This window comes from Cellulomonas pakistanensis (genome assembly GCF_016862755.1).
Lineage (GTDB): Bacteria > Actinomycetota > Actinomycetes > Actinomycetales > Cellulomonadaceae > Cellulomonas > Cellulomonas pakistanensis.
This window is the reverse complement of record NZ_BONO01000037.1, coordinates 18,991-30,664: the sequence shown is the minus strand read 5'-3', so window position 1 is coordinate 30,664 and position 11,674 is coordinate 18,991. Positions and strand designations below refer to the sequence as shown.

At 75.8% G+C, this 11,674-nt stretch carries 10 protein-coding genes; all 10 read left to right on the top strand.

Translation table 11 applies throughout. The features are described from left to right. Positions 1 to 127 precede the first annotated feature (127 nt). The 10 genes from dhaK (at position 128) to ftsY (ending at position 11,569) form a co-directional block, all read left to right on the top strand. Positions 128 to 1,123 (top strand): dihydroxyacetone kinase subunit DhaK, encoded by a 996-nt coding sequence (dhaK, locus tag Cpa01nite_RS17825; protein ID WP_203670209.1) that lies wholly within the window; start codon positions 128 to 130, stop codon positions 1,121 to 1,123. Between the two features lie 61 nt (positions 1,124 to 1,184). After that, a complete protein-coding gene (dhaL, locus tag Cpa01nite_RS17820; RefSeq protein ID WP_203670208.1) occupies positions 1,185 to 1,832 on the top strand; it encodes a dihydroxyacetone kinase subunit DhaL in 648 nt (215 codons plus the stop codon). Next, on the top strand, positions 1,829 to 2,599 hold the full coding sequence (gene dhaM / locus Cpa01nite_RS17815; RefSeq protein WP_203670207.1) for a dihydroxyacetone kinase phosphoryl donor subunit DhaM: 771 nt from the start codon (positions 1,829 to 1,831) through the stop codon (positions 2,597 to 2,599). The genes dhaL and dhaM overlap by 4 nt, the downstream gene beginning before the upstream one ends. Before the next feature lie 58 nt (positions 2,600 to 2,657). Next, complete coding sequence (locus tag Cpa01nite_RS18780; RefSeq protein ID WP_239068906.1) at positions 2,658 to 3,269, top strand: TetR/AcrR family transcriptional regulator; 612 nt, start codon at positions 2,658 to 2,660, stop codon at positions 3,267 to 3,269. 87 nt (positions 3,270 to 3,356) lie between these two features. Then, positions 3,357 to 5,039: an MDR family MFS transporter gene (locus tag Cpa01nite_RS17805; RefSeq protein WP_203670206.1), complete on the top strand. Its 1,683-nt coding sequence runs from the start codon at positions 3,357 to 3,359 to the stop codon at positions 5,037 to 5,039. Positions 5,040 to 5,054: 15 nt separating this feature from the next. After that, entirely contained in the window at positions 5,055 to 5,507 is a 453-nt protein-coding gene (locus Cpa01nite_RS17800) for a DUF4233 domain-containing protein (RefSeq protein WP_203670211.1), read from the top strand. A gap of 22 nt (positions 5,508 to 5,529) precedes the next feature. Continuing rightward, positions 5,530 to 5,961: a nucleoside-diphosphate kinase gene (ndk, locus tag Cpa01nite_RS17795; protein ID WP_203670205.1), complete on the top strand. Its 432-nt coding sequence runs from the start codon at positions 5,530 to 5,532 to the stop codon at positions 5,959 to 5,961. Positions 5,962 to 6,109: 148 nt separating this feature from the next. Further along, entirely contained in the window at positions 6,110 to 9,718 is a 3,609-nt protein-coding gene (gene smc / locus Cpa01nite_RS17790) for a chromosome segregation protein SMC (RefSeq protein ID WP_203670204.1), read from the top strand. A gap of 82 nt (positions 9,719 to 9,800) precedes the next feature. Then, positions 9,801 to 10,316, top strand: a complete 516-nt coding sequence (locus tag Cpa01nite_RS17785) for a hypothetical protein (RefSeq protein ID WP_203670203.1) — start codon at positions 9,801 to 9,803, stop codon at positions 10,314 to 10,316. A 65-nt stretch (positions 10,317 to 10,381) separates the two neighbouring features. Further along, positions 10,382 to 11,569, top strand: a complete 1,188-nt coding sequence (ftsY, locus tag Cpa01nite_RS17780) for a signal recognition particle-docking protein FtsY (RefSeq protein ID WP_203670202.1) — start codon at positions 10,382 to 10,384, stop codon at positions 11,567 to 11,569. The last annotated feature ends 105 nt before the right edge of the window (positions 11,570 to 11,674 follow it).

Genomic DNA, 11,674 nt, shown 5'->3' with positions numbered 1-11,674 from the left:
CGGGGGTGCACGAACGTGCACCCCCGCCGCACATCTCACCCTTGACGGCCCGCGACCAGCGCGGCGAGTGTGGGCACAGCCGCGGCGAGGGCGCCGGGGCGCCGGGTGCCGGGAAGGAAGCATCGCCGTGAAGAAGCTCATCAACGACCCCCAGTCCGTCGTCGCCGAGTCGGTGGAGGGCTTCGGCCTCGCGCACGCCGACGTGGTCCAGGTGCACACCGACCCGCTGTTCGTCTCCCGGGCCGGCGGCGCCGTCAGCGGCAAGGTCGGGCTGGTCTCCGGCGGCGGCAGCGGGCACGAGCCGCTGCACGCGGGCTTCGTCGGCGACGGCATGCTCGACGCCGCGGTGCCGGGCGCGATGTTCACCTCGCCGACCCCGGACCAGATCGCCCCGGCGTTCGCCGCGGCCGACGGCGGCGCCGGCGTGCTGGCGATCGTGAAGAACTACACCGGCGACGTGCTCAACTTCGAGACCGCCGCCGAGCTGGCCGACGCCGACGACCTCACGGTCCGTACCGTCGTCGTGAACGACGACGTGGCGGTCGAGGACTCGCTGTACACCGCGGGCCGGCGCGGCGTCGCGGGCACCGTCGCGGTCGAGAAGATCGCCGGCGCGGCCGCCGCGCGCGGCGACGACCTGGAGGCGGTGGTCGCGGTCGCCGAGAAGGTCGTGGCCAACGTGCGGTCGATGGGCGTCGCCCTCACCGCCTGCACGGTCCCGCACGCCGGCAAGCCGTCCTTCGACCTGCCGGAGGACGAGATCGAGATCGGCATCGGCATCCACGGCGAGCCCGGCCGGCGCCGGATCAAGGCCGCGCCCGCCGACGAGATCACGGAGATGCTGCTGACCCCGGTGGCCGACGACCTCGGCCTGGCGTCGGGGGAGCAGGTGCTGCTGTTCGTCAACGGCATGGGCGGGACGCCCCAGTCGGAGCTCTACGTCGTCTATCGTCAGGCACGCAGGCTGCTCGAGGGCCGCGGGGTCCAGGTGACCCGGTCGCTCGTGGGCAACTACGTGACATCACTGGAGATGCAGGGCGCCTCGGTCACTGTGCTCCGGCTGGACGACGAGCTCGCCGCGCTGTGGGACGCGCCGGTGCGCACGGCCGCGCTGCACTGGTAGCCGGCCCGCCGCCCTCCCGGGCGCGTGGTCGAGGTCTCGACGGCGGAGGTGGGAGAAGGACATGGCGGGGTCTCTGGATGCGGGCTGGGCGGTCGCCTGGGCGCGTCGCACGGCGCAGGTGGTGACCGAGAACCGCGAGCTCCTCATCGAGCTCGACCGGCAGATCGGCGACGGGGACCACGGCGAGAACCTCACCCGGGGCTTCACCGCCGTGCTGGCCAAGCTCGACGCGCTGGAGGAGCAGCCGGCCGACGTCGGCGCGGTGCTCAAGCTCGTGGCCACCACGCTCATGTCGACGGTCGGCGGCGCCGCCGGCCCGCTGTACGGCACGGCGTACCTGCGCGCCGCGAAGGTGACCGGCCTGCCCGAGCTCGACAGCGGCGCGGTCGTCGCGATGCTCGAGGCCGGGCTGGAGGGCATCGTGGTGCGCGGCAAGGCGGGCACCGGCGAGAAGACCATGGTCGACGCCTGGACCCCCGCGGTCGAGGCCGCCGTGGCCGCGTCCGACGCCGGCGCCTCCCCGGCCGCGGTGCTGGCCGCCGCGGCGGAGGCGGCGCGCGCCGGGGCCGAGGCCACGACCCCGCTGGTGGCGACGAAGGGGCGCGCGTCCTACCTCGGCGAGCGCTCCGCGGGCCACCAGGACCCCGGGGCGACGTCGAGCGCGCTCGTCCTCGAGGCCGCCGCCGAGACCGCGGCGGCGATCGCATGACCGCCGCCCCGGTCGCCCTCGTCCTGGTCTCCCACTCGGCGACGCTGGCCGAGGGTGTCCGGGAGCTGGCGGCGCAGATGGCGCCGGAGGTGCTGATCATCGCCGCGGGCGGCGACGGCGCCGGCGGGCTGGGCACCAGCTTCGACCTGGTCGAGCAGGCGCTCGGCGAGGCCACCGCCGACGGCCGGTCCGCGGTCGTGCTGACCGACCTCGGCTCGGCCGTGCTGACGACCGAGTCCGTGCTCGAGCTCCTCGACGAGGACGTCGCCGCCCGGGTGCACCTCGCGGACGCGCCGTTCGTGGAGGCCGCCGTCGCGGCGGGCGTGACCGCGGCGGGCGGGGCGCCGGTCGGCGAGGTGCTCGGCGCGGCCGTGGCCGCGGGCGCCGGGTTCCCGCACGCGGTCGGCGCGGGCGGGGTCGAGCCGGAGGCCGGGGCGGCGGGCGAGCCGTCCGCGAGCCCCGCGGCCGCCGCCGCACCTGCCGAGCCGCACCACGCCGGCGAGACGGCCGCCCCGATCACCGCGCACGTCGTCGTGCGCAACCCCATGGGCCTGCACGCCCGCCCCGCCGCGGTGCTCGCCCGGATGATGGCCGGCTTCGACGCCGCCGTGCAGGTGGACGGCGTCAACGGCGCGAGCGTCCTCGAGCTCATGCAGCTCGGCGCCACGCAGGGGCGGACGCTCGAGGTGTCGGCGACCGGGCCGCAGGCCCGGGTGGCGGTCGACGCGTTCGTCGGGGCGGTCGAGGAGGGCTTCGGCGAGGTGTGACCGGCCTCGCACCTCCGTTGCCCTGGACAACTCTGCACGCTCTGCAATAATTCAGGGCGTGCAAGAAGTCGTGGAGGTCGAGGGGCTGCGGGCGCGCAAGAAGCGCGCCCGGCTGGAGGCGTTCGTCGACGCCACCCACCGGCTGGCCGCGGAGCAGGGCCTCGAGCGCGTGACGGTCGAGGCGATCTGCGCCGAGGTCGGCGTGAGCGTGCGGACGTTCTTCAACTACTTCGAGTCGAAGGACGACGCCGTGCTCGGGATGGAGCACTGGCGCCTGGACCCCGCGGTCGGCGACCGGTTCGCCGCCGGCGGCCCCACGGGGCACCTGCTCACGGACATGCAGGCCCTCATCACCAGCGCCCTCGACCACCCGCCGCTCGGCAAGGAGCGGATGGAGCGGGCGTTCGAGCTGGCCAAGGACCACCCCGAGGTCATGCTGCGCGCCTACACCCACCTGCAGGGCCTGACCGACGAGCTCGGCGGCCTGGTTCGGCGCCGGTTCGGCGACGCGGCGGACGAGTCGACGGTCGCGCTGGTCGGGACGCTGCTCCTGGCGCTCGCGCACGCGACGTTCGTCCGCTGGGACACCGCCGGCGGGGACGGCGACGTGCAGGACCACCTGCCGTCGGTCGTCGCCGAGCTCACCGCGATCGTCGCGCCCCGCGCCTGACCCCCGCGCACCACTCACGCCCGCACGCCACCCACCGCCGCGCGCCCCGCCCCGCGCGGCCGGACCGCCCACGAGAACGAGGTACCCATGGCCACCGCCGCACCCGCGCCGGACAAGCCGCTGGTCGAGCTGAACCAGCGCACCGTCTGGCTGATCTTCGGCGCCCTGCTCGCCAGCATGCTGCTGTCGTCGCTCGACCAGTCGATCGTCGGCACCGCGATGCCGACCATCGTCGGCGAGCTCAACGGCGTCGAGCACCAGGGCTGGGTCGTGACGATCTACATCCTGGCGATCGCGATCGTCATGCCGCTGTACGGCAAGTTCGGCGACCTGTGGGGGCGGCGCTGGCCGTTCCTGGTCGCGATCAGCCTGTTCACGCTCGCGTCCGCCGGCGCCGGCTTCGCGCAGACCTTCCACGAGCTGGTCATCTGGCGCGGCGTCCAGGGCCTCGGCGGCGGCGGCCTGATCATCCTGTCGCAGGCGATCATCGCCGACATCGTGCCCGCCAAGGAGCGCGGCAAGTACATGGGCCCGATGGGCGCGCTGTTCGGCGTCTCCGCCGTCGCCGGCCCGCTGCTCGGCGGCCTGTTCACGGACCACTTCGACTGGCGCTGGTGCTTCTGGATCAACATCCCGATCGGCATCGCCGCGCTCGTCGTCGCCTGGTTCACGCTCAAGCTGCCGAGCCGTCGGTCCGACCGGCCGCTCGACGTCGCCGGCATCGTGCTGCTGACCCTGGCGACGTCCGGGCTCGTGCTCGTCACCTCGTGGACCTCGCTGTCCGGCGAGGGCGGCTACGACTGGTCCGACCCGCGCCTGGTCGGCCTGCTGGTCGGCACCCTGGCCGCCGCGGTGGCGTTCGTGCTGGTCGAGCTCCGCGCCGTCGAGCCGATCCTCCCGCTGCGCCTGTTCAAGAACCCGACGTTCACCCTGGCCACCGGCATCGGCCTGGTCATCGGCATGGGCATGTTCGCGTCCCTCGCGTTCCTGCCGACCTTCCTGCAGATGTCGACCGGCTCCGGCGTGACCGAGTCCGGCCTGCTCATGCTGCCGATGACCGTCGGCGTCATGCTCACCTCGATCGCCTCCGGCATCGCGATCACGAGGACCGGCCGGTACAAGGCGTTCCCGATCACCGGCATGGCGATCACCACGGCCGGCCTCGCCTGGCTGACCACCATCACCGGCGACATGTCGATGGTGCTGTTCGGCGCGATGATCTTCGCGCTCGGCGCGGGCCTCGGCCTGGTCATGCAGACCGTCGTCCTGGCCGTGCAGAACTCCGTCGACCCCCACGAGCTCGGCACCGCGACCTCGGCGAACAACTTCTTCCGCGAGATCGGCGCCGCGGTGGGCACGGCGCTGTTCAGCACGATCTTCACCACCCGGCTGTCCGAGCGGCTGGAGTCCGTGTTCGCGGGCGCCGGCACCGCGGGGATCGACACCGGCGGCTCCGCCGAGTCGCTGACCCCGGCCCTGGTGTCCCAGCTGCCCGAGCCGCTGCACGACGGCGTGGTGACCGCGTACACCGAGGCGCTGGCGCCGGCGTTCTGGTACCTGGTGCCGCTGCTGGCGATCGGCTTCGTGCTCACGCTGTTCCTGCGCGAGGTGAAGCTCTCCGACGTCGCCGGCATGGTGGCGCGCGGCGAGGCGACCGCGGCTGCCCCGGCCGCGCCGGCGACCGTCTCGGCCGGTGTCCCGTCGACGCCGGGCGCCTCGGGCACGGCGGCGGACGTCGCCGACCACGGCTCCGCGGACGACCGCAGGTAACCTGCGCTCGTGAGCATGCACGCCAACCGGCCCGTGCGCCAGAAGCGCCCCGCCAAGCCCCAGTTCACCTCGATGATCCTGGTCCTCGAGGGCGTGCTGGTGCTGTTCGCGGCGCTGACGGCGTACGGGCTGTCGGCGGCCGGGGTCGTCTCCGCGTCGCCGGCCGTGCTCTGGACGGTCGCGGGCGTGCTGTTCGTGGTGCTGGTCGTGCTGTCCCGCCTGGTCGCCGCGCCGGGCGGGTACGTCGCCGGGTCGGTCGCCCAGCTCGTCGTCATCGCCTGCGGGTTCGTGATCCCGCTGATGTTCGCGCTCGGCCTGCTGTTCGCCGTGCTCTGGTTCGCCTCGCTCCGCCTGGGCGGCCGGATCGACCGGGAGCGCGCGGCGTTCGACGCCGAGTACCCGGACCAGACGCCGCAGGGCGGCCTCCCGCCGCGGGCCCTCCCGCCGGAGTCGCCCACGCAGCCGTAGCCCGGCGGTTAGGGTTCGGGACATGAGCGACATCCAGCGCACCCTGGTCCTCGTCAAGCCCGACGGCGTGAGCCGCGGACTCTCCGGCGAGGTCCTCCGCCGCATCGAGGCCAAGGGGTACACCCTCGTGGCCGTCGAGCTTCGCACCGCCGACGACGCCCTGCTCCAGCAGCACTACGCCGAGCACGAGGGCAAGCCGTTCTTCCAGCCGCTCGTCGACTTCATGAGGTCCGGCCCGGTCCTGGCCGTCGTGGCCGAGGGCCACCGGGTCATCGAGGGCTTCCGCTCCCTGGCCGGCGGCACCGAGCCGACCACCGCCGCGCCGGGCACCATCCGCGGCGACCTCGGCCGCGACTGGGGTCTGGCGGTCACCCAGAACCTCGTGCACGGCTCCGACTCCGAGGAGTCGGCCGCCCGCGAGATCGCCCTCTGGTTCCCGGCCCTGGCGGCCTGACCCGGTTCGACCCCGCTCGACCCCGCGAGGTCGTCACATCGCACCGAGGTCGTCAGGAACGTCTGACGACCTCGCGCGCGAGTGACGACCTCGCGCTGCGTCGCCCGCCTCCCGGGGCCGGTCGGACCCGCGCACTAGGCTGCGGCCCGTGCACCTGAAGACGCTCACCCTGCGCGGGTTCAAGTCGTTCGCCTCGGCGACGACGCTGAACCTCGAGCCCGGGGTGACCTGCGTCGTCGGGCCGAACGGCTCCGGCAAGAGCAACGTCGTCGACGCGCTCGCCTGGGTGATGGGCGAGCAGGGCGCCAAGTCCCTGCGCGGCGGCAAGATGGAGGACGTCATCTTCGCCGGGACCTCCGGCCGCCCGCCGCTGGGCCGGGCCGAGGTCGCGCTGACCATCGACAACACCGACGGCGCGCTGCCGATCGAGTACACCGAGGTCACGATCTCGAGGACGCTGTTCCGCAACGGCGGCTCGGAGTACGCGATCAACGGCCGGGCGTGCCGGCTGCTCGACATCCAGGACCTGCTGTCCGACTCGGGCCTGGGCCGCGAGATGCACGTGATCGTCGGGCAGGGGCAGCTCGACGCCGTGCTGCGCGCGACGCCCGAGGAGCGGCGCGGGTTCATCGAGGAGGCCGCGGGTGTCCTGAAGCACCGCAAGCGCAAGGAGAAGGCGCTCCGCAAGCTCGACGCGATGCAGGCGAACCTGACCCGGCTCACCGACCTCACCGCGGAGCTGCGCCGCCAGCTCGGCCCGCTCGGGCGGCAGGCCGAGGTCGCGCGCCGCGCGCAGACCGTGCAGGCCGACCTGCGGGACGCCCGGGCCCGGCTGCTCGCGGACGACCTCGCGCAGCTGACCGCCCAGCTCGAGCAGGAGATCGCCGACGACACCGCGCTGCGCGCCCGCCGGGCCGAGGCGGAGGCGGCGCTGGACGCGGCCCGCGTCCGGCTCGCCGCCCTGGAGCGCGAGGCGGCCGAGGCGGCGCCGGCCCTCGGCGAGGCGTCCGACGTCTGGTACCGGCTGTCCTCGCTGCGCGAGCGGCTCCGGGGCACGGCCTCGCTGGCCGCCGACCGCGCGCGGCTGCTCGGCTCCGCCGGGCCCGAGCCGACCCGGGGCCAGGACCCGGACGACCTGGAGCGCCAGGCGGAGCGGGTCCGCGCCGCCGAGGCCGAGCTCACCGCCGAGGTCGACGCCGCCCGCGCCGCGCTCGAGTCCGCGCAGGCCGCCCGCCAGGACGCGGAGGGCGCCGCGGCCGCGGCGGAGAAGGCGCTCGCCACCGTGCTGCGCGGCGCCGCCGACCGGCGCGAGGGGCTCGCCCGGCTGGCCGGCCAGGTCGGCGCGCGCCGCAGCCGCCTGGAGGCGACCGAGGCGGAGATCGGCCGGCTGCGCGAGACGCTGACCGCCGCGGAGCGCCGCGGGCACGAGGCGACCCTCGAGTTCACCGCCCTGGAGACCCGGGTCGCCGGCGTCGAGGAGGGCGAGGAGGACCTGGACGCCGCGCACGAGGCGGCGGCCGAGTCCGTCGAGGTCGCGTCGGCGCGCGTGGCCGAGCTCGCCGCGCAGCTCACCGAGGCCGAGCGCGAGCGCGCCGCGCTGGAGTCCCGCATCGAGACCCTCGAGCTCAGCCTGACCCGGAAGGACGGGGCGGGCGCGCTGCTCGCCGCCGACGACCTGGCCGGCGTGGTCGGGTCGGTCGCCGCGCTGCTCGGCGTGGCCGGCGGCGACGAGGACGCGATCGTCGCGGCGCTGGGCGCGTCCGCCGACGCGGTCGCGGTCGACTCGGTCGAGGCCGCGGTGGACGCGATCCGCTGGCTCCGCGAGCAGGACGCCGGGCGCGCCGGCCTGGTCGTGGCGGCCCACGCCATCGCGGACGCGGGCGACGAGGACCAGGGCGCGGCCCCCGGCGGAGCCGACTGGGCCCTCGACCTCGTCCAGGCGCCCCCGGCCGTCGTGCCCGCCGTGCGCCGGCTGCTGCGCGGTGTCGTGGTGGTCGACGACCTGGTCGTCGCGCGCCGCGTCCTGGGCGACCGGCCGGACCTGGTGGTCGCGACCCGGGCGGGCGACGTGCTCGCCGCGCACCGGGCCTCCGGGGGCTCGGCCACCGCGCCGAGCGCGCTGCACCTGCAGTCGGCGCTGGACGACGCCCGCCAGGGCGCCGAGGCCGCCTCCGCGCGGGCGGAGCAGGCCCGGTTCGCGCTGGTCGGTGCGCGCGAGGCCGAGGACACCGCCCGCGCCGAGTACCAGCGCACCCTCGACGAGCTCAACGAGAACGACGCCGCCCTGGCCGCCGTCGCCGAGCAGCTCGGGCACCTCGGCGCCACCGCCCGGGCCGCGCGGAACGAGGCCGAGCGGGTGCAGGCGTCGCTGGCCACCGCCGAGCAGACCCTCGCCGACGGTGCCGCGGAGCTGGCCGAGCTCACGGAGCGGCTCGCCGCCGCGGAGGCCGAGCCCGCCGACACCGACGCCGCGATCGAGGAGCGCACGGGGGAGCGGGACGCGGCGAACGAGGCCGCGACCGCCGCGCGGGGTCGGGAGACCGAGGCGCGGCTGAGCCTGCGCACCGCGGAGGAGCGGGCCCGCGCGCTCGCCGGCCGCGCCGAGTCGCTGGACCGCGCCGCCCGCACCGAGCGGGCCGCGCGCGAGCGGGCCGCCGAGCGGGAGCGTGCCCGCGCCCGGCAGGCCGCCGTCGCCACCGCCGTCGCCCTCGGCGCCACGCAGGCGCTCGGCGCGGTCGAGCACGCGCTGCAGCGCGCCGCCGACGAGCGGGACGCCGCCGAGGCCGCGCGGGCCGAGCGGGAGACCGCGCTGTCGGCGGTGCGGTCCCGGGTCGACGAGACGCAGCGCGAGGTCGCCCGGCTCACCGACGCCGCGCACCGGGACGAGGTGCTCCGCGCCGAGCAGCGGCTGCGGGTCGAGCAGCTGCAGGTCCGGGCCGTCGAGGACCTCGGGATCGACCCGGCGGTGCTGGTCGAGGAGTTCGGGCCGCACCGCGCGGTGCCGGTGCTGACGCCGCCCGGCGGGGGCGCGGGCGGTGGCTCCGGCGCGGGCTCCGACGACGACGCGGACGGCGCTCCCCGCGAGGTGCCGTACGTCCGTGCCGAGCAGGAGAAGCGCCTGCGGTCGGCCGAGCGGGCGCTGTCCCAGCTCGGCAAGGTCAACCCGCTCGCGCTCGAGGAGTTCGCGGCGCTCGAGGAGCGGCACAAGTTCCTGGTCGAGCAGCTCGCCGACCTCAAGAAGTCGCGCGCCGACCTGCTGGAGATCGTCAAGGAGATCGACGAGCGGGTCGAGCGCGTGTTCGCCGACGCGTACCGGGACACCGCCGAGCAGTTCGACCGGGTGTTCCCGCGGCTGTTCCCCGGCGGCGAGGGCCGGCTCGTGCTCACCGACCCGTCCGACATGCTCACCACCGGCATCGAGGTCGAGGCGCGGCCGGCGGGCAAGAAGGTCAAGCGGTTGTCGCTGCTGTCCGGCGGCGAGCGGTCGCTCACCGCGGTCGCGCTGCTGGTGTCGATCTTCAAGGCCCGGCCGAGCCCGTTCTACGTGATGGACGAGGTCGAGGCGGCGCTGGACGACGCGAACCTCGGCCGGCTGCTCGAGATCTTCCGCGAGCTGCAGGAGGACTCGCAGCTCATCGTCGTGACGCACCAGAAGCGGACGATGGAGATCGCCGACGCGCTGTACGGCGTCACGATGCGCGGGGACGGCGTCACGACCGTCATCTCCCAGCGGCTCCGCGACGAGGTCCCCGTCTGACGGTGTGAAGATCGCGTGCGGGTTCCGGCGCGACACGGCCGGTCATAGGGCGGCTCCCGGGGGCGCGGCGGACAATCCTCCCATGGGTGGCTTCCTCGTGGTGATCGGGCTGGCGCTCGTCGCTGCCATCGGCGTGATCGTGCTGGCGAACGCGGCGAGCGGCGGCGGGACGGACGTGCGCACCTTCTGGGCGGACCTGAAGCGCGGCCTGCGCCGCCGCGACGGGGACGAGGCCGACCTCGCGGACGTCGAGGAGCCCGAGCCCGTCGACGTGCCGTTCGACCGGTTCTTCGCCGAGGCGCCCCAGGCGGGCGACGGCTACCTCCAGCTCGACGAGCTCGCCGACATGCTCGAGCGCACGGGGGAGCGGGCCGGGCGGCTGCGCGAGCGGCTGCCGTCCTCGCGAGGCGGCGGCGAGACCCCGGCCCGGCCCGACGCCGCGCCCGCGCGGGTCGTCGTGCAGGACCGGGTGCCGGCGCCCGCCGCGGCCCGGCGCAGCGGCCACCTCCCGGTCCGCCGGCCGGACGCCTCGGCGGGCGTGCCCGGGGCCGACGTCGCCGCCCCGCCGGCGGTCCCGCCGCAGCGCACCGCGTCCTGAGCGCGCCACGTCGGCCCGCCCCGCCCGGGGCGCCGCGACCGTCGACGGCCTGACACACTGAGCCGGTGGACTCGAACGACCTCCTGAACCTGCTCCTCGTCGGCGTGCCGGCCCTGGCGATCCTGGGCGGCGGCGCGGCCGTCATCCAGCGGCGCCGCTCGGCCGGCGACCGCGACCGGACCGACGAGCGTCCGGCGGGCACCGGCACCGGCACCTCGACGCTCGAGCGCCCGGCCGCCGGGGCCCCGACCGCCGAGGCGCCCACCGCTCCCGCCCCCGAGGACGCCGCCACCGCGCCCGCGCTGGAGGTGCCGGCCCCGACCGCGGGCCGCCTGACCCGGCTGCGCGACCGGCTGGCCCGCTCGGGCTCGCCGCTGGGCGCCCGCATGCTGCAGGTGCTGTCCCGGGACCACCTCACCGAGGACGACTGGGACGAGCTCGAGGAGACGCTGCTCCTCGCCGACGTCGGCGCCGGCCCGTCGCAGGAGCTCGTCGAGTCGATCCGCACGCAGGCCCGCGTGCAGGGCCTCAAGGACCCGGCGCAGGTGCGCGCGCTGCTCCGCGAGCAGCTGCTGGCGCTGGTCGACCCGTCGCTCGACCGCTCGCTGTCCACCGCGCCGCGGACCGGCGAGGACGGCGTCACCGTCCCGGCCGTCGTGCTGGTCGTCGGCGTGAACGGCACCGGCAAGACCACCACGGTCGGCAAGCTCTCGCGCGTCCTGGTCGCCGACGGCCGCACCGTGCTGCTCGGCGCGGCCGACACGTTCCGCGCCGCGGCCGCCGACCAGCTGGAGACCTGGGGGTCGCGCGTCGGCGTGCGCACCGTCCGCTCCGACCGCGACGGCGCCGACCCGGCGTCCGTGGCGTTCGAGGCCGTCCGCGAGGGCGCCACCGAGGGCGTCGACGTCGTGCTGGTCGACACCGCGGGCCGCCTGCAGAACAAGGCCGGCCTGATGGACGAGCTCGGCAAGATCACCCGCGTCATCACGCGCACCGCGCCGCTGTCCGAGGTGCTGCTGGTGCTGGACGCCACCACCGGGCAGAACGGCATGAACCAGGCCCGCGTGTTCGCGGAGGTCGCCGGGGTCACCGGCATCGTGCTCACCAAGCTCGACGGCACCGCCAAGGGCGGCATCGTCGTCGCCGTGCAGCGCGAGCTCGGCGTGCCGGTCAAGCTCGTCGGCCTCGGCGAGGGCCCGGACGACCTGGCGCCGTTCGACCCGGAGGAGTTCGTCGACGGCATCCTGGGCTGACGCCCGGCGGCGCCGCCGCGCGCAGCGCCCCGGTGACCGCCCGCTGAGACGCAGGCCACCCGGCAACAGAACTGTTACGCCCGGACGCGCAGCGTCACACCCGTG

Bases quoted from the DNA above. Each gene is read 5' to 3' on its own strand.
- ndk (WP_203670205.1), top strand. From the start codon at position 5,530: ATGAGCGACATCCAGCGCACCCTGGTCCTCGTCAAGCCCGACGGCGTG.
- Cpa01nite_RS17785 (WP_203670203.1), top strand. From the start codon at position 9,801: ATGGGTGGCTTCCTCGTGGTGATCGGGCTGGCGCTCGTCGCTGCCATC.
- Cpa01nite_RS17805 (WP_203670206.1), top strand. From the start codon at position 3,357: ATGGCCACCGCCGCACCCGCGCCGGACAAGCCGCTGGTCGAGCTGAAC.
- Cpa01nite_RS17800 (WP_203670211.1), top strand. From the start codon at position 5,055: ATGCACGCCAACCGGCCCGTGCGCCAGAAGCGCCCCGCCAAGCCCCAG.
- dhaM (WP_203670207.1), top strand. From the start codon at position 1,829: ATGACCGCCGCCCCGGTCGCCCTCGTCCTGGTCTCCCACTCGGCGACG.
- dhaL (WP_203670208.1), top strand. From the start codon at position 1,185: ATGGCGGGGTCTCTGGATGCGGGCTGGGCGGTCGCCTGGGCGCGTCGC.